Source organism: Devosia indica (assembly GCF_003056405.1).
Lineage (GTDB): Bacteria > Pseudomonadota > Alphaproteobacteria > Rhizobiales > Devosiaceae > Devosia > Devosia indica.
Window position 1 is genome coordinate 88,803 of record NZ_PYVZ01000011.1, and the last position, 17,305, is coordinate 106,107.

A 17,305-nucleotide genomic window follows, 5' to 3' on the forward strand; every position below is an offset into this window, starting at 1 on the left:
CGGCGCGGCGGGCTGTCCAGTGGCATCGCGGTCGATGTTATTGTCATACTATTGCGGCTGTGGTTAGGTCTCGGCGCATCAAGGGTGAATGGGGTTGGCATGGACAGATCCGGTGGACGCGCGCGGCACTCGGGTGACCTGATCGCTTCGCTTTCCGGTCGCAACCCGGCGCGCAATCTGCATTCGGACGTGCTTTGGGAATTGGGCCTGGCGATTGTCTCGGGCCAATATGCCGAAGGCGAAATCCTGCCGCCGGACAGCGATCTGCTCGACCGCTTCGGGGTCTCGCGCACCGTGTTGCGCGAAGCGCTCAAGACCCTGGCGGCCAAGGGATTGATTGAGGCACGCGCACGGATCGGCACCCGCGTCCTGCCGCGCAATCGCTGGAACCTGTTCGATGCCGACGTGCTGGCCTGGTTTTTCGAGCTGGGCCCGGAAGTGGGGTTCCTGCGCAGTCTGGCCGAAGTGCGCATCGGCATCGAGATCGAAGCGGCGGCGCTGGCGGCGGAACGCAGCGTGCCAGAGCTGTCAGCGGCGTTGATCGCATGTGTCGAGCTGATGGCAATCGCGGAGACGCCCGCCGATTTTGCGCGCCACGATCTTGAGTTTCACCGGCTGGTGGCGGAGGCGTCGGGCAATCCCTTCATGGCCTCGATCAGCGCTTTGGTGGAAATGGCACTGACGGCAGCCTTTACCATATCGTCGCCGGTCAATGATCCAGTGGCCCTGGGCGTCACGGTGAGCGTGCACCGGCGCATTGCCGAAGCCATCCGGGATGGCGATTCGCATGCGGCACGGCTGGCCATGCGCGACGCGATCTCTCAGGGCTTCGATCGCGCGGCGGGACGGATGGAAAAAGAGGGGTAGACAGGGTCTGCCTGCCTTGGGGTCCGGCTGCTTTACCAGGGCAACATCGCCACGACAACCTTTGCCTTTCGAGCGAAGGTCTGGCGGCCTGCTTGCTTTTGATCGCTTCGCTGAAGCGCTTGGTCCGCTCCGCAGACCAGCGGCGAAGTGGTGGAGCTGAGCGGGATCGAACCGCTGACCTCGTCATTGCGAACGACGCGCTCTCCCAACTGAGCTACAGCCCCTCACCACTTGCGTATATGGACAAAGTCTGGCGTCAGGGCAAGAGGTCCGGTCATACGATCTTGTTCTCGATCAGGGCGTGCGTGGTGGCGGTGATGGCCTGATCGGCAGGGATGAGCGGGCGGCCCAGCAGGGCGACCGCGCCGCTGGAGTCGAGATGTTTGAGTACACCCAGTTCATTAACTATCCCGCGGACATCGCGGTCGAACAGGGCGTAGATGCGGACCGCCCAGTCCGGCATGCTGAGGCGCGGGACTTTGCGGTCCGGTGCTGCCTTGCGGACGATATCGGCCACTTGGCCCATCAGGATGGGACGTTCGCCCATAGGAAAGCGCCGGCCGCGAGCGCTTTCCGTCGTCATTGCCGCGACATGGGCATTGGCAATGTCGCGCACATCAACGACGACAAAGGGCAGCCGCGGCAAGGCCGGGACCGAGCCATCGAGCAGGCGTTTGACAATCAGTGCCGAAGTGCCCGGGTCCTGGTCAAGCAGGGGGCCCAGAATGGCGCTCGGATTGATGGTTGTCAGGTCGGCGGCGCGACCGGCAGCGCGCATGATGTCCCAGGCCCGCTGTTCGGCCAGGGTCTTGGATTCGATATAGGCATTGACGTCGCGACCGTTGAGATTGGTCCAGTCCGTATCGGTGAAAGGTCTTGTGTGTGCTTTGTCATGGCCATAGGCGATGGCGGCCATGGATGAGGTCAGAACGATCCGCTCCACATTTGCGCGCAGGGCAGCGTTCAAGGCCCGTTCTGTCCCCTCGACGGCGGGACGGATGAGGTCCATCTTGTCTTCAGGCAGGTCGATGACAAAGGGTGAGGCGGTATGCTGAAGGTAGCGCACGCCCTCCATCGCCTCGTCCCAGCCCTTGTCCGAGAGCAGATCCAGGGTAACGAATTCGAGCTTTGAAACATCGGCTCCGGCGCGCTCAAGCGTGGCGCGAACCGACTCGGCCTTGTCGAGGTTGCGCACGCTGCCGCGCACGATATAACCGGCCTTGAGCAGAGCGAGGGCGACGTGACCGCCCAGAAAGCCGGAAATACCGGTCAGCAGGACGCGATCGGTCTGTGGTGCGGGGGCAGTCATGGGCTGGTCTCCTCAACAATTGAACGATATGTACGTTATTCGTTCAATTCGTTCAATAGCGACGGATACACATATTTGCGATGAGCAACCAAAGACAGTCCGAAAAGCGGATGCGTATCCTGGCGGCGGCACGCGAGCTGTTCCTGCGGCAGGGTCTGCGGGCGACCACCATGGAGGCCATCGCCAAGAGTGCCGGCATGGCCAAGCCAACGCTCTACGCCGAATATTCTGACAAGGACGCCGTGTTTCTCGCCATTCTCGAGCAATTGGTGGCCGACAAGCTCGAAAGCTTTGAAACCGAGCTTGATCGGCCCGGTCCCTTGCTGGAACGCATAGGTGGTGCTTTGGCGGCCGAGTTCGGGGTCATTGCATCTGCGCTGGCCGGCTCACCTCATGTCGAGGAGCTGTTCTCGGCGCACCGACAGGGCGCCTCACTGTTTGCCGCTTCGGAGCGCATCGTGCGTGATCGCCTGAGCGATGAACTGGCCAAGGCTGGTATCGTGGACGCCGAGCGGCTGGCGCGGCTGGTATTTGATGCCAGTTTTGGGGTGGCACAGAAATCCATCGCTGCCGAGACCTTGGCTGCGGACCTCAAACTGGTCGTGGCGCGACTGCTAGGGCCCGATCTGGGCTAGCGCCTGACCCGGGCCCAGTCGCCCGCCCATTCGATCCCAACAGACTGTCTGCGTTGCCAGGAACCGATTGTCCCATGCCGAGACCGGAGGGACTGGTCCGGACCTGTGAGGCAAGGACGAGATCACCGAGATGTCATCGTGCTTCGATTAACCCTTACGCATGCTGCCTCGGTTTAGCCGACAAGCTTGTGTTAACCTGGGGTTAAAGGCCCGATTGGGGCCGCAATCGATGTTGGGGCCGTCCATGCAGCTCAAGCCAAATGCCTTCCGCCTGCACGAAACCGCGCGCGGCGTCGAAACCATGAGCCGGTTTGCCCTGGCCGTGCTGGCATTGGCCTCGGGAGTCTATACCTATCTTGGGGTCAGGGGCCTGCTCGATGGCTCGGCGAGCTTCGTGTTCTTTGCCGCCATCATCTATTCGGCCGCGGTGTCGGTCGCGATCTACGCCTTCTGGACGTATATGATGCGCTTTATTCCGCTGGTGGTCAGCGGGGTGCAGCGGATCAGCCTGTTTCTCACCATGCTGGTGGGGTCTGTGATGATCATTGCCATGAGTTCATGGCTCAATGCGGCGGCGCTGGCGGGATCGGCCGCGCTTGAGCAGCACATGGCGGTCACGCTGCAGGGCTATGCCGAGGACCTCGACCAGGCCCATGCCAATGCGCTGGCCAGTCAAAGCCTGTTGCCCGATGTAGAGCGCGCTTCGGCCCGCTTCTCTGCCCTGGCACAGGATGAGCGCGAGAGCGGGGCCCTGACCGGGACCCAAGGGTCGGGCAGCGTGGTGCAATTGCTCACCCAGATGAGCCAGCAGATGACCCAGCTTGCCGGCACGATTTCCGGCTCGCGTGAAGACGTGTCCGGCCTGTTCGCCCAAGGGTCAGAACGGCTGGCGACAATGCGCGAATTGGTCTCGACGCCGGGGCAGATTGAGCCGCGCTCGGATGCCTTCCAGGCCGAGGCGGTGCAGCTTTCCGCGGTGATTGCGGCATTGCAGCAGACGGACGTCGCGGCCTCTGTCAAGCGCGCGGCAACCGACCTGTCTGCGGGCTTCATCGCGCCGGTGGCCGATGGCCGTGTGGGCGATCTGGCGGTGCGGCAGAACCAGGTCATGGCGACGGTGCAAAGTTCGGTCGATGCCCAATCGGCGGCGCTGGTGGCCGCGGCCGAGGAAATCCTGGCCACGCCCCCGGTCGAGCAGCGGCGGTTCGTGCCGCTCTCTTCGGCGGAAGCGGTGATCCGCTATTGGAGCGATTTTGTGCCCTCGTGGGCCGGGGCGATTTCCATTGATTTGCTGCCGGTTGTGCTGGTGCTGGTGCTGATGATCGTCAATGACGCGATGCGGCGCGAGGCCGAGTCACTCAAGGAAGCCGAGACGATCACGGCGGCGGAAATGCTGCGGGCCATGGCGCTTTACAAGCGCATGGAGGCCGAGGGCGCGGCCGAAGCGGCAGAGGTCCTGGGGGTGCAAGATGAACAAAATGTTGCGCCCCCGGACGAAGGTGTCCCAGACGCAGTGGCCACCACCGAAGAGGGGACCGTGACCCCGATCGAGGCGGCGCAGCGTAAGCGTGGCGATGGACCGCGCCAGGCATGAAGTCCGAGGCCAATGCCCGCGCCGCCAGCGATGCGAGCCCGTTCCATCGGCATGTGGTCAGCAGGCTTGCGCGCATCGAAGATGGAGCGATCCTGCGCTTTGCGTTCTTTGCTCTGCTCGCGGGCACGATGGGCGTGCTGTTTGTCGATTACCGCGAGTTGAGTGCCAATGCGCCCGAAGCGCTGACCTATAGCCCGCAACCCATTCTGCCCCCGGCGTCTACCGAAGATGGGGGCGGGCGGGCGCGGCCTGCGCTGGATACGTCGCCGGAGCTGCTCGATGATCCCTTGCGGATCGAATTGACCACGGGCGGGGTGCTGCGCCTGACCGGAACCATCGATCCGGGCGCGGCGACCAGATTTGCACAGGAGATCGCGCAAAGAGGCGAGTATGTGTCAACCGTGCTGCTGGATTCGCCCGGCGGCTCGGTGGACGATGCCCTGCAAATGGGGCGCCAGATCTTGGAACATGGTCTCAACACACAGGTGCCGGATGGGGCGCTTTGCGCGTCCTCCTGCCCGATCGTTTTTGCCTCGGGCGCACAGCGGATAGCCGGGCGCGAGGCCGCCATCGGCGTGCACCAGATCTATGCGGCGGCGCTGAGCGCAACCCCGCTCGATGCACTCAGCGTGGCCGGGGTGGCGATGGCGGATGCACAGTCTGCGACGGCCGAGATCACCCGGCACCTGGGCGAAACCGGAGTGGACCCGGCGCTCTGGCTGCATGCGCTGGAGACGCCGCCAGACCGGCTCTACTACTTTTCTCCTGAAGAGATGGAACGTTATGTTCTCGTCACCGAGTGGATGGAGAATTGAACGGGCGAGGGGGAACCGGTGGAGGACCGGCCCGTTTCGCGCGCAAGGCTAAGACTATGGCAGGTGAGGAGGCCAGAGATGAAGCAGACCCATATGCTGACCCGGCATCGGGATATCCAGAACTGGGTCACCGACCGAAGCGGACGGCCAGCGATTGCCCGGGTGCGCGACCGGTTCGGTGAGGAACGGGCCCAGCTCAAATTGCGGTTCGCGCAGCAAAGCGAAGGCCGGGTCGATGCGGGCATGAGCCCGTGTTCCTGGACCGCCTGGCTGGCGGAACTGGACCGTCAAAACCTGGCGCTGCGGGTCGATCCGACCGGCGATTGCGAGCTGGTTTCGCGGCAGGCTATGAACTGAAGCGGTCGCTGCGATCCGCCATATTTGGGCTCTCCGGCTTGCGCGCGGGCGTCGGCATGGCCATGCGGACGCAATCGCGTCCTTCGTTCTTGGCCTCGTAAAGCGCGCCGTCAGCACGGCGCAGCAGGTCGGCGAGATGGTCGTAAGGCATGAGCTGGGCTACACCGAACGAGGCGGAGGCGGGATCCCGCAGACCGGTTGCATCCGAGGGCAGGCTGCGGAAGGCGTGGCGAACAGTTTCGGCATAGAGCTTGCCGGTGTTCAGATTGGCACCGGGCAGGAAAGCGCCGAACTCTTCACCTCCCAGGCGACCCAGGACGGCATGTGGAGCCGCGCATTCTTCCAGGACCGCGGCGAAGGCGGCAATGACCTTGTCGCCGGTGGCATGACCGTAGGTGTCGTTGATCTGCTTGAAATGATCGAGATCGGCCACGATCATCACGGCAGGCACGCCTGATCGCGCGGCCAGGGTCAGGGCGTTCTCGCCGCGATCTTCAAAGCCGCGGCGATTGAGCAGGCCGGACAGCGTGTCGGTTTCCGAGCGTGCGGTCATGTCGGCCATGACATCGCGCACGATGATGAGCAGCATCATCAGGCCATTGGCAATCAGCAGCACGGCGCCAACGGTCTGGGAAACAGCGGCATATGTCGAACCGATATAGGCCTGCGGCGCGGCGCCCGAGCCGATGGCCATGGCCAGGACCGGCTTGGCCAGAAAGTGCAAGGCCGAGATGAAATAGATGACCAGCAAGGCCAGGTCGAGCGCGCCCTTGCGCTTGTTGGCCAGGATCACGCCGACGCCAATCGCCTGCACCAGTGCATAGGGGGCCTGATAGAGCAGATTGCGGACAAAGCTGGCGCGCGGCATTTCAAGGATGGCGAAATTGACCAGCAGCGAGGCAATGACGGCAAGGGCCAGCAGCGTCCAGGGCGGGCGGATGCGGTAGTGATGGGCCAGGCCAACGACACAGCCCGCCAGCGCGAACAGAAACACCGCGAAAATGCCAAAGCTGACCAGGCGATGGTCGTCCTGAAACGGCAGGATGAACTCAAGTGAGACATTGACCATGCCAAGCCCGTAGGCAAAGGCCAGCCAGCGCGCGCCGAGCGCCGAACGCTGATAGGCAGCGACGACGCCGAAGGCGGTGGCAAAAATCCCCGCGATAAACAGGTTTATGGCCAGCACGAAGGCTGCAGCGCTCATGGCAATTGTACCAAGGTTCGAACCCGGGCGATGCTAGAGGCGCGGGCAGAACGCGAGGTTAATGATCGCCACTTATTGATCCTGCCGGGGGGCAATGCCCAGTGAGTTTGCCAGAAGGGCAAAAGAGCGACGGCGCAGGGCATAGTCGTAAATGGTGGTGGTGATCATCACCTCGTCGGCCCCGGCGGCGTGGGCCTTTTCGGTGATGGTGGCGGCCAGATGGTCCGGGTCTCCCACCAGCCAGAGCGAGGACTGATGCTCGATGACCTGTTGCTGCTGCGGCGAAAGCACGCGGGCGGCGGCCTCTTCGGGCGGCATCAGATCGCGCTGTTCGCCGGTGACAAACAGGGCCCAGCTCACCGCCTGCGAGGTTGCAAGGAATTCTGCCTCTTCCTGGGTGGGCGCGCAGATCGCCGAGAGGCACAGAATGGTCTTTGGCTCGGGAAAGTCCGGTGACGGCTGGAAGGCATCACGATAGGCGGCAAAGGCCGGCGCGGCCGGGGTATGGCTGAAATGGGCGGCAAAGGCATAGCCGAAACCGAGCTGGCCGGCGGCCTGGGCGCTGGCGCCTGAAGAGCCCAGCAGCCATTTGGGCGGCAGGGTGATGCCGCCAGGGGATACCGGCACACGCGAGAAGGGGTGGTCTGGCGGAAAGCTGTCCTCGTCAAACGCCATCAGTTCAGCCAGATAGCTGGAGAATTCCTCCCCGCTGCCGCTCTTGAGGGCCCGCATGGCATAGCCGTCGCCGCCGGGTGCGCGGCCCAGTCCGAGATCAATGCGTCCCGGATGCAGTGCGGCGAGCGTGCGATAGGCTTCGGCGATGCGCAAAGGCGCGTGGTTGAGCAACATGACGCCCCCCGAGCCGACGCGCATGCCGGTTGTGGCGGCGGCGGCGCTGGCAATCAGGATTTCAGGAACCGAAGAGGCAATCGAGGGCATGCCATGATGTTCGGCATACCAGAGCCTGGTATAGCCCAGCCGGTCGGCTTCGCGCGCGAGCAGGACGGTTTCGGTCATGGCCTGTTGGGTTGAGGTGCCCTGGGCAATGGGCGCGAGATCCTGCAAGGAGAGCGTAAAAGGAGCGGGCATGAATGACTTTCGCATGAGATTGTATGATCGGTAGATCACGATGATAGAACCATGCGTCAAGGTTTGCGGGCTAATTTTGTTGCCATGGATGCCGTTGCGGGCTGATTGACTCACGCCATTGTGGGTGGCTCTATGCGCTTCGGTTGCGGGAGTAGCAGATGAAGAAGTGGATTGGTCTTGTCCTGGGGAGCCTGATCGGCCTGTCGATTGGCCCGGCTGCGGCGCAGGACTTGCTCGATCCGCATCCGCTGGCCGGTGTCGTGGACGAATTGCGCATCGGTTTGCATGCGCATCGCGTGCATCACGCCGCGCTGCCATTCCTGGTGCATGAATGGGATCTGGGCGATGTCGAAGATGTCAGCTTCGACGTCCTGTTCACTTCCCCCGATATCGATGCCTTCCGCTGGATTGGTGCGCCGCGCCCCGAGATCGGCACCACGATCAGTTTTGCCGGGCGCGACAGCCTGGTGCATGCCAATCTGACCTGGCAATTGCCGATTTTCGATACGCCGATCTATCTCGAAGCAGGGCTCGGGGCCGCCATTCATGATGGCGCGCTGACCGGGGCGGCGCCGGGCCGGCAGAACTTCGGCTGCCGGGTCAATTTCTACGAACGCTGGGGGGTGGGCGTGAATATGAGCGAGAACGCCACCGCCACGCTGACCTACGAACACACGTCCAATAATGGCTGGTGCGCAGCCAATGATGGGCTGTCCAATTTCGGACTACGGTTGGGCTGGAAGTTCTAGAGCGCCGGGCGATCCGACGGGATCGGATCGTACGCTCTGCCTGCTTGAGATGGCATAGCTTCGTGCGGGAAACCGGTTCTCAGTTTTCCGCGCGCTGTTTCAGGCGGCCTGGCCCGCAGCCCAGCCCGAGGCCCAGGCCCACTGGAAATTGTAACCGCCCAGCCAGCCGGTCACATCCACCGCTTCGCCGACGAAGAACAGGCCCGGCACGTCCCGCGCCGCCATGGTTTTGGCGTCGAGCCCGGTGGTGTCGATGCCGCCCAACGTCACTTCGGCGGTGCGGTAGCCTTCCGAGCCGACCGGTTTGAGGCGCCAGTTTGAAACCTGCTCGGCGGCGGCCATCAGCTTCTTGTCGGACAGATCGCCAATCATGCCGGGCTGGTCGATCAGCTCGCCCACAAGCTGGGCCAGGCGCCGGGGCAGCTTGTCACTCAGCACTGTCTGGAGATGCAGTTTTGGTGTGGCCTTGCGCGCGGCCCGGAACAGCTCAAGTGCGTCTTGGCCGGGCAGCAGATCGACCGAAATGGCGTCGCCATCGCGCCAATAGGACGAGATCTGCAAAATGGCGGGACCGGAAAGTCCGCGATGGGTGAAGAGCAGGGCTTCTTCAAACCGCGTCTTGCCGTGACCGACCACGGCATTGGTCGACACGCCGGCCAGGGGCTTCAACTGCTCGAGCGCGCCCGGCTCGAAGGTCAACGGCACCAGGGCCGGCCTTGTGTCGGTAACGGCCAAGCCGAACTGGCGGGCAATCTGATAGGCCAGGCCCGTCGCGCCCATCTTGGGAATGGATTTGCCGCCGGTGGCCACGACCAGGCTGGAGGCTGTCACCCGCCCGTCCCCGATCATCACATCAAAGCCATCAGTGGCCTTTTCGATGCTGCCCACCTCGCGTCCGGTCCAGATCGCGGCGCCAGCGGCGCGCAGATCATTGGTCAGCATCGAAACGATCTGGGTGGCCGGACCATCGCAGAAAAGCTGGCCAAGGGTCTTTTCGTGATAGGCAATGCCCTGCTTTTTGACCCGGGCAATGAACATTTCGGGGGTATAGCGGGAGAGCGCGGAGAGCGCAAAGCGCGGGTTCTGGCCGAGGAACCGCTCGCGGCCAAAGGTGTGAGTCGCATTCACATTGGTGAAATTGCAACGTCCGCCGCCTGAAATGCGGATCTTTTCACCCGGATCGCGGGCATGGTCGACAACCAGTACCTTGCGGCCCCGTTTGCCGGCCTCGATGCCCGCCATCATGCCGGCGGCGCCTGCTCCCAGAACGATGACGTCGAAATCGGGCATGTTGTCAGTTTCCTTTGCGCCGGCAGAGACGGCTGGCCTGCTGCACCCGGACCGGTTTGGTGGCGCATTCTGGAGGCGGTATGCGCTGCAAATGGGGCCCGGATCAAGCCCAGGCATGGACCGGGCGGGCCGGCGACCGTTCGGCAAGAACATTGACTCTTTCCTATTTCGGAGTATGAGAAGTCCTGCTTTTCTAGAGGAAGCCTAGTTCGTCATGCGCAGCCGCAGCAGCATCAAAGCAGCTCTTGCCACCACCCGGTTCACCACCGGGGGCATGCCGGCCATGACCAAAACCACCAAAACCGCCTGACGCTTTTCCCCGGGTCGCACTCCCGACGGGGAGAGGCGCAAAAGCATTGACCGCGATGGCTTGCCATCGTGCGGGGGGCGAAAATGGTAAGGAACCGGAGTTCCATTATGGGTTATCGCGTCGCTGTCGTCGGGGCCACAGGCAATGTGGGCCGCGAAGTTCTCAATATTCTGGCCGAGCGCAAGTTCCCGGCCGACGAGGTTTTTGCACTGGCCTCGTCACGCTCGATCGGCAGGGAATTGTCCTATGGCGACAAGGTGCTCAAGGCCAAGGACCTGCAGCATTTCGACTTTTCGACGGTCGACTTCGCCATCATGTCGGCGGGTGGCTCGATCTCCAAGGAGTGGGGCCCCAAGATTGCCGCTGCCGGCGCCATCGTGATCGATAATTCGAGCTATTGGCGCTATCATTCGGACGTGCCGCTGGTGGTACCGGAAGTGAACGGGGATATCCTGGATCGCTGGCTGGCCGACCCCAAGCGCACCAATATCATCGCCAATCCCAATTGCTCGACCGCGCAGCTCGTGGTGGCCCTCAAGCCCCTGCATGACGCGGCCAGGATCACCCGCGTGGTGGTGTCGACCTATCAGTCGGTCTCGGGCGCCGGCAAGGAAGGCGTGGATGAGCTGTGGAACCAGACCAAGGGCATCTTCGTCAATGACAGCCCGACCCCGGGCAAGTTCCCCAAGCAGATCGCCTTCAACGTCATCCCGCATATCGATGTGTTCATGGAAGACGGCTACACCAAGGAAGAGTGGAAGGTGCTGGCCGAAACCAAGAAGATGCTCGACCCCAAGATCAAGGTGACCTGCACTGCCGTGCGCGTGCCGGTGTTTGTCGGGCATTCCGAAGCGGTCAATCTCGAATTTGCCAATCCGATCAGTGCCGATGAGGCCCGCGACATCCTGCGCGAGGCCCCGGGCGTATCGGTGATCGACAAGCGCGAGGCGGGTGGCTATGCGACCCCGGTGGAAAGCGTTGGTGAGTACGACACCTTTGTCAGCCGCATCCGCGAGGACACGACGGTGGAAAATGGCCTGGTGCTGTGGGTGGTCAGCGACAATCTGCGCAAGGGCGCGGCGCTCAATACGGTGCAGATTGCCGAGACGCTGATTGAAAAGGGCTACAAGGCCCGCGCGCTGGCGGCCTGAGCTTGACTATCCCTTTCCCCGACGAAAGGGGAACAGGGAATTGACCCTTGCGACCGGCCTCCCTTTGGGGAGGCCGGTTGCGTTGATGCATGGACGGATTGCGGCCTTGCGGCCTTGAGAGGGAGAGGGACCGGGCGTACAAGCGACGTCTTACCGGACCTCAGTTGCATGCCAATCCGCCATATCCTTCTCGCCCTTTTGGTCGTCGCCATCTGGGGCTTCAATTTCGTTGTCATCAAGCTGAGCGTGGAAGCGCTGCCGCCGATCCTGGCGGCGGCGTTGCGTTTTGCGGCGGCCGCTTTTCCGGCAGTGCTGTTCGTCCGTCCCCCCAAGGCGCCGGCCTGGGTGGTCATTTCCTTCGGCCTGGCCTTTGGTGTAGCGCTTTATGGCTTTCTCAACCTGGCTTTGGCCTGGGGCATGCCGGCGGGGTTGAGCTCGCTGGTGCTGCAGACGCAGGCCTTTTTCACCATGGTGATCGCTTTTGTGCTGCTGGGCGAACGGCCGAGCCGGTTTCAGATCATCGGGGCGGGGATTGCCTTTGCCGGGATTGCGGTGATTGCCTCGGAGCGGCTGGAGGCCACCAATCTGTTGCCGCTGGGGCTGGTGCTGCTGGCGGCGCTGAGCTGGGGTGTGGCCAATGTGCTGACCAAGAAGGCGGGCAAGGTCAATGCGGTGTCGTTCACGGTCTGGGGGGTGCTGGCGGCGCCGGTGCCCTTGCTGGCCCTGTCGCTGCTGACCGAGGGCTGGCCGGCGGTCGCGGACGCGCTGGCAGGTTTTTCCTGGAGCGATGCGGGGCTGATCGTGTTCCTGGCCTATCCGGCCACGCTGCTGGGCGGGGGCATCTGGAGCTGGCTTCTGGGCCGGCATCCGGCCTCGGTGGTGGCGCCGTTCACCTTGCTGGTGCCGATTACCGGGCTGGCCTCGGGATATCTGGTGCTGGGCGAGACGATCACGCGGATCGAGGTGCTGGGCGCCTTGCTGGTGATCTGCGGGCTGATCGTGACCCTGCGCAAGGCGAAAAAGAGCGAGCCGCCGATCCGGCTCGACTAGGGGGGAGAAGGCCGCGCGTGGCGGCCTTCGTCCGTCAGTCTTCGACAGTGTCGGAGAGCGACTGGGGGACTTCGGCGGGTGCGCTCATGCCTCCATCCATGGGGCCTCCGTCCATCGGGGCCGGGGCCGGCAGGGTTGTGGGCTGCAGGGCAGCGACTTCATCGGCGCTCAGACTACCATTGGCATCCATGTCGGCGGCGGTGAATTCGTCCTGTGTCAGGTCGGGCCAGGCCGCTTGCAGTTCGGCAAAGCTGAGCTCGCCGCTGGCGTCGAGATCGACATCGGCAAAGGTCATTGATGTCTGGGCCAGTGCCGGGGTGGCAACAAAGGTCAGGGCCATCAGACCCAGGGCAAGTTTGTTCATGGCAGTATTCTCCAGATCGGGGTGTCTTCACCCCTGTTTTCAAAGCCGCGGCCACCCCGTGACGACTGGGGTGACCGGCTGGGTGTCCCGTAATTTCGGAGCCGCCGGCCGGAGTAGGGAGGGTGCGACCGTCGTTCTGCGGGACAGGTCGGGCCTTACTCGGCGGCCGGAGCAGCGGTAGCGGCCACCAGAGCGTCATATTCGTCGGCCGAAAGTTCGCCATTGCCATCGGTGTCAGCGGCGGTGAAGGCGTCTTCGGTCAGATCCGGCCAAGCAACCTGGGCCTCGGTCAGCGACACACCACCATTCATATCGGTATCGACGGCCACGAAGTCGGTGGCGGCCTGGGCCAGGGCGGCGCCGGTCAGGCCGAGGGCAAACAGCGAGGTGAGGACGATCTTCTGCATGGGACTGCTCCATGTTGATTGTGTCAGAAACGGCTGGGGACATCCCGGCCGGCGGAGCGCTGATTGGCGTTCCGTGAGACAGACAATCGCTGGGCATTGTGGCCGGTGATGGCTGGCAGAAGGGCGCAGCCGGACCCATTCGGGGGCATTTTTCGGGCGCTGTGAGGTGCTTGTGATCCGGGCCTTTGGTAATCACGAAAGCGTGAAAGACCGCCTCTGCGCAGCATTTCGCGCCGCTCTAGTGCTCACGATTGCGGCGGGGCCAGTGCAAGTTTGGGGCAAAAGCGGGACAAGCGGCCGTACACAAATCAAGCGCGCGGGTTATGCGTGTCGATGCGTCGGTGGCAGCGTTCAGAGCACCGGGCGGATGAAGTCGCCATTATTATCCATGATCCACAATTCGCCGGTCGAAATGTCGAACCAGGCGCCGTGCACCGCCAGTTGCCCTTTGTCTTCGAGCGATTTGACGTAAGGGAAGGTGCGCAGATTGCGGATGGAATTCCGGATCGATATCCGCTCCATGGCAGTCTGGCGCTCGGCATCTGTCATTCCGGTATTCTGGCCCAACTGGCCGGGCAGATCGCCCAGCATGCTCATCCACTTGCCGATGAAGTCGCCGCTGTCGAGCGGCTTCATGTGCGGATCGAGCGCGGCCTTGATGCCACCACAACGGCCATGTCCCATCACCACGATGTTGGACACCGAAAGCCCCTTGATGGCAAATTCAATGGCGGCCGAGGTGCCGTGCTGCCCACCGTCGGGCTGGTAGATCGGCACCAGATTGGCCACATTGCGCAGCACGAAGAGTTCACCGGGGCCCGCATCGAAGATCATTTCGGGCGCCGCGCGGCTGTCGCAGCAGGCGATGATCAGCGTGGTCGGTTTCTGGCCTGTTTCGGCCAGATCGCGAATGCGTTCTTTCTCCCGGGCATAGCGACCGGACATGAAATTGGCGTGGCCATCGAGAAGGTGCTGAGGAAAGCTGTGCATGTCGTTTCGATTAGCTGTAAGAGGCGAGAAGATCAATCACCGGCGTTGGGGCGCCAGCACAAACGGGGGTATTCATGCTGATCTACCGATTGCTCACAGGCGAGGATGACAGTGCTTTTTGCCACAAGGTCACCAAGGCGCTGTCCGAGGGATGGCAGCTCCATGGCGGTCCGACCTATGCCTATGACGCGGTGTCCAAGAAAATGCGCTGCGGCCAGGCGGTGACGCGCACCGCCAAGGACCAGCCCTATGATCCGGACAAGAAGCTGGTCGACTATTAGGCGCGCTGCAGCGCCAGGTGCTGGAGCAGGATGATGGTCTTGGCGTCGACGATGCGGCCATCGCGGATCATGGCCAGGGCCTCGGGGAAATCGAGTTCCACCAGCTCGATCTCTTCGCCTTCATGTTCGAGGCCTCCACCGGCATGGCGTAGCGTGCCCTGGTCATAGGCCCCAATGAACAGGCTCACCTTTTCGGTCAACGAGCCGGGGCAGGCATAGATGTCGCAGACATGCCGGACGCCCTTGGGCTCGTGTCCGGTTTCCTCAAGCGCCTCGCGGGCCGCCGCAATGGCCGGCGCCTCGCCATCGAGCAGGCCGGCGCAAACCTCGAGCAGGTCGGGCGCGTCCCCGTTGAGCAGAGGCGGCAGGCGGAACTGGCGGACCAGCAGGACCGTATCGCGTTCGGGGTCGTGCAGCAGCATGGCCGCGGCGCTACCATGGTCGTAGACTTCGCGTTCAAGCCGCTGCACTGTGCCCGATTTGTGCCGGTAGTCGAGCGTCACATTGGACAGGGTGCCCCAATTCTTCACCAGCAGCTTGGCGCCAATAATGGATATGCGATCAATCATGCGGTCCCCGCGAAGAATGCAGGGACCGCATAAACCTTCATTGGTGCGATGAAAAGCGTGGCTGGAGACTATCGCGTGTCTTGCGGTGACAAATCCTAGAACTCGTTCCAGTCCTCGGCGGCCGCGCCGCCGAAATAGGCCTTGGCGGCTTTTTGCACCTTGCCCAGGAGACCGCGGGCATCGTCCGGCTTGGCCGCGGCATTGCCGGAAGCGGGGACGGCACGGGGCTGCTGAGTGGGCGATTTGGCCGTGCTGAGGGTAAAGGTCGCAACAATCGTATCGAGCTTGGTGGCCTGGCCTTCGGTCTGCTCGATCGAGGCGTTCATTTCTTCCACCAGCGCGGCATTGTGCTGGGTCATTTCGTCCATCTGGCGAACGGCGACATTGACCTCGGCAATGCCGGAGGCCTGGGCCTGACTGTCGCTGGCAATGGTTTCCATGACGCCTGCGGTCTGCTTGACGCCCTCGATGATCTCGGCGAGGCGCCCGGCCACATCGGCCACCAGCCGGGTGCCGTTGCGCACTTCGCCGGCGCTCTGCTCGATCAATGCCTTGACCTCGGAGGAGGCTTCGGCGGCGCTCTGTGCCAGGCGCCGGACTTCCACGGCGACAACGGCAAAGCCCTTGCCCGCCTCGCCAGCGCGCGCCGCCTCGACCGAGGCGTTGAGCGCAAGCAGATTGGTCTGGAAGGCGATGTCGTCGATCAGCCCGATAATATTGGAAATCTTGCCCGAAGAGGTTTCGATGGCGCTCATGGCGCTGGTTGCCTCGTCCATCACGGCGCTGCTGGCCTGGACCACCTGGGTCACCTTGTCGGTGCTGGCGCTGGCTTCGCGAGCGCGGTCGGCATTGAGCGAGACGGTGGAGGCCATCTGCTCCATGGTGGCCGAGGTTTCCTCGATGGTGGCAGCCTGGCGCGTGGTGCGTTCGGACAAGTCGTTGGCGCCAGAAAGGATTTCGCTGGTGGCGGTCTTTAGGGCGCGCGAGGTGTCGCGCAGTTCGGTGACCATGTCGGCCAGCTTGTCGGCCACGTTGTTTGTCGAGGTCTTGAGGCGGTCAAAGGCCCCGGCATAGGCGCCCAGCATGCGCTGGCGCAGATCGGCGCGGGCCAGGGCGTCAAGCACCTGCTCAGCCTCACCCAGCGCCTCTTCGACAGAGCCGAGCATGGCATTGAGATTGTCGGAAATGCGGTCGATTTCCGGATCGTCATAGCGCTCGTCAATGCGACCGGAGAAGTCGCCCCGCATGGCCTGGGCAATGACCCCGTCGAATGTGGACTGGAAGCGGGCCATCATTTCCGCGCGTGCCTGAGTCTGGCTGACATGGGCAGCCTTTTCGGCTTCGGCCGCGGCCATTTGCTGACCGTTGCTGCGGAATGTCTCAAGCGCCCGTGCCATCTCGCCGAGCTCGTTACGGTCATTGATGCCGGCAATGGCAATCTCGTAATTGCCTTCGACAAGCATACGCATGATCGAGGTCAGATTGGCAAAGGCGCCGCTGAGCCAGCGGGCGGTGATGACTGCCAGCGCGATGCCGGCGATCAGGCCGACAAGGCTGACCCCCACGATAATGTAGAACTGGAGCTGTTGCTGGTCGACGATCTGCGGGCCCAGCGTGCTCTGCGCCTCTTTGGCCCGATCCGACATTTCGTTGTAGAGCACGCTCATCTGTTCCCCCAGCGCACGCAGCTCGCCGGCCTGGGGGATGTCCTGGGCCGGGGTGCCATCGCCAAGGGCGGCGACCAGATCGGTGAAGACCGTGTCATAGGCCTGAGATTGCAGCGTCACCTCATCGATTGCCGCCACGGAGACCGGGTCGTGCAGGAAGAAGGCGTAGCCGTCCGCGTCCGTGGTGCCGACATCCAGGATCATTTCGCGGACCCGCGCCTCGCCGGCGGCAGACGGGGCGCGAAGATAGGTCTCAAAATCCTGCCGCAAGGTCTCCACGTCGCGGACATAGTCATTGATTTCCTGGGATTGCTGGGCCGCAAACTGATACTGGCCGAACAGGTTTCCGGCCGAGGCCATCATGAAGATCGACATGGCGCCGACGACAAGGATGATGACGGTGACGCCGGCAAAGGCGGCATAGATGCGGGATTTGACGCTGGCAAACAGGGGCATTGGGAATTCTCCGTAGTCGACTCATAAGTTCCACGGAGGCGGCTAATAATTGTTTACCATATGGCCGATGATCGAACACGGAAGCGTGAGCGGGCGGTTTTTTTGCCGAATGTCCTCTCCAGAATGGTTGGAACTTGTGTGCCGGCCGCGC

General features: G+C 63.0%; 18 protein-coding genes and 1 tRNA gene. 9 read left to right on the forward strand and 10 right to left on the reverse strand.

The annotated features are described in order from the left end of the window. Positions 1-99: 99 nt before the first annotated feature. The gene (locus DDE76_RS12090; protein WP_104892736.1) at positions 100-867 is read left to right on the forward strand and encodes a FadR/GntR family transcriptional regulator; all 768 of its coding nucleotides are present in this window, start codon (positions 100-102) and stop codon (positions 865-867) included. Between the two features lie 148 nt (positions 868-1,015). On the opposite strand, the gene DDE76_RS12095 is transcribed toward DDE76_RS12090, so the two are convergent. Both DDE76_RS12095 and DDE76_RS12100 read right to left on the reverse strand, forming a co-directional pair. After that, a tRNA-Ala gene (locus DDE76_RS12095) sits at positions 1,016-1,091 on the reverse strand. Between the two features lie 50 nt (positions 1,092-1,141). Continuing rightward, a complete protein-coding gene (locus DDE76_RS12100; protein WP_104892737.1) occupies positions 1,142-2,176 on the reverse strand; it encodes an SDR family oxidoreductase in 1,035 nt (344 codons plus the stop codon). 80 nt (positions 2,177-2,256) lie between these two features. On the opposite strand from DDE76_RS12100, the gene DDE76_RS12105 reads away from it, so the two are divergent. The 4 genes from DDE76_RS12105 to DDE76_RS12120 all read left to right on the forward strand — a co-directional run bounded on the left by DDE76_RS12105 (position 2,257) and on the right by DDE76_RS12120 (position 5,577). Beyond that, complete coding sequence (locus tag DDE76_RS12105) at positions 2,257-2,811, forward strand: TetR/AcrR family transcriptional regulator (protein WP_104892738.1); 555 nt, start codon at positions 2,257-2,259, stop codon at positions 2,809-2,811. A gap of 244 nt (positions 2,812-3,055) precedes the next feature. Beyond that, positions 3,056-4,405, forward strand: a complete 1,350-nt coding sequence (locus DDE76_RS12110) for a hypothetical protein (protein ID WP_104892739.1) — start codon at positions 3,056-3,058, stop codon at positions 4,403-4,405. Next, the gene (locus DDE76_RS12115; protein ID WP_245891896.1) at positions 4,402-5,220 is read left to right on the forward strand and encodes a COG3904 family protein; all 819 of its coding nucleotides are present in this window, start codon (positions 4,402-4,404) and stop codon (positions 5,218-5,220) included. The genes DDE76_RS12110 and DDE76_RS12115 overlap by 4 nt, the downstream gene beginning before the upstream one ends. Positions 5,221-5,298: 78 nt before the next feature. Then, positions 5,299-5,577, forward strand: coding sequence for a hypothetical protein (locus DDE76_RS12120; protein WP_104892740.1), 279 nt, complete (start codon positions 5,299-5,301; stop codon positions 5,575-5,577). Here the strand turns inward: DDE76_RS12120 and DDE76_RS12125 are convergent. Together DDE76_RS12125 and DDE76_RS12130 are read right to left on the reverse strand one after the other, a co-directional pair. Beyond that, positions 5,567-6,781, reverse strand: coding sequence for a GGDEF domain-containing protein (locus DDE76_RS12125; RefSeq protein ID WP_104892741.1), 1,215 nt, complete (start codon positions 6,779-6,781; stop codon positions 5,567-5,569). The genes DDE76_RS12120 and DDE76_RS12125 overlap by 11 nt on opposite strands. Positions 6,782-6,853: 72 nt before the next feature. Beyond that, complete coding sequence (locus DDE76_RS12130) at positions 6,854-7,870, reverse strand: LLM class flavin-dependent oxidoreductase (protein ID WP_104892742.1); 1,017 nt, start codon at positions 7,868-7,870, stop codon at positions 6,854-6,856. Between the two features lie 158 nt (positions 7,871-8,028). On the opposite strand from DDE76_RS12130, the gene DDE76_RS12135 reads away from it, so the two are divergent. Beyond that, positions 8,029-8,619, forward strand: a complete 591-nt coding sequence (locus tag DDE76_RS12135) for an acyloxyacyl hydrolase (RefSeq protein ID WP_104892743.1) — start codon at positions 8,029-8,031, stop codon at positions 8,617-8,619. 99 nt (positions 8,620-8,718) lie between these two features. Here DDE76_RS12135 and DDE76_RS12140 read toward each other — a convergent pair whose 3' ends face one another. Beyond that, positions 8,719-9,909, reverse strand: a complete 1,191-nt coding sequence (locus DDE76_RS12140) for a BaiN/RdsA family NAD(P)/FAD-dependent oxidoreductase (protein ID WP_104892744.1) — start codon at positions 9,907-9,909, stop codon at positions 8,719-8,721. Between the two features lie 417 nt (positions 9,910-10,326). On the opposite strand from DDE76_RS12140, the gene DDE76_RS12145 reads away from it, so the two are divergent. Both DDE76_RS12145 and DDE76_RS12150 read left to right on the forward strand, forming a co-directional pair. Further along, positions 10,327-11,370 carry an aspartate-semialdehyde dehydrogenase gene (locus tag DDE76_RS12145; protein WP_104892745.1) on the forward strand — a complete coding sequence of 348 codons (1,044 nt, stop codon included), beginning with the start codon at positions 10,327-10,329 and terminating at the stop codon, positions 11,368-11,370. Between the two features lie 168 nt (positions 11,371-11,538). Beyond that, positions 11,539-12,420 carry an EamA family transporter gene (locus tag DDE76_RS12150; protein ID WP_104892746.1) on the forward strand — a complete coding sequence of 294 codons (882 nt, stop codon included), beginning with the start codon at positions 11,539-11,541 and terminating at the stop codon, positions 12,418-12,420. 34 nt (positions 12,421-12,454) lie between these two features. On the opposite strand, the gene DDE76_RS12155 is transcribed toward DDE76_RS12150, so the two are convergent. From DDE76_RS12155 to DDE76_RS12165, 3 genes are all read right to left on the reverse strand, one after another. Beyond that, positions 12,455-12,784, reverse strand: a complete 330-nt coding sequence (locus tag DDE76_RS12155) for a calcium-binding protein (protein WP_108463695.1) — start codon at positions 12,782-12,784, stop codon at positions 12,455-12,457. A 155-nt stretch (positions 12,785-12,939) separates the two neighbouring features. Then, positions 12,940-13,191 carry an EF-hand domain-containing protein gene (locus tag DDE76_RS12160; protein ID WP_104892747.1) on the reverse strand — a complete coding sequence of 84 codons (252 nt, stop codon included), beginning with the start codon at positions 13,189-13,191 and terminating at the stop codon, positions 12,940-12,942. Positions 13,192-13,542: 351 nt separating this feature from the next. Next, positions 13,543-14,181, reverse strand: a complete 639-nt coding sequence (locus tag DDE76_RS12165) for a carbonic anhydrase (protein ID WP_104892748.1) — start codon at positions 14,179-14,181, stop codon at positions 13,543-13,545. 74 nt (positions 14,182-14,255) lie between these two features. On the opposite strand from DDE76_RS12165, the gene DDE76_RS12170 reads away from it, so the two are divergent. Beyond that, entirely contained in the window at positions 14,256-14,462 is a 207-nt protein-coding gene (locus DDE76_RS12170; RefSeq protein WP_104892749.1) for a DUF1737 domain-containing protein, read from the forward strand. On the opposite strand, the gene DDE76_RS12175 is transcribed toward DDE76_RS12170, so the two are convergent. Continuing rightward, entirely contained in the window at positions 14,459-15,031 is a 573-nt protein-coding gene (locus DDE76_RS12175; protein WP_104892750.1) for an NUDIX domain-containing protein, read from the reverse strand. The two genes, DDE76_RS12170 and DDE76_RS12175, sit on opposite strands and share 4 nt — an antisense overlap. A gap of 95 nt (positions 15,032-15,126) precedes the next feature. Beyond that, complete coding sequence (locus DDE76_RS12180; protein WP_245891897.1) at positions 15,127-17,154, reverse strand: methyl-accepting chemotaxis protein; 2,028 nt, start codon at positions 17,152-17,154, stop codon at positions 15,127-15,129. Positions 17,155-17,305: the final 151 nt, after the last annotated feature.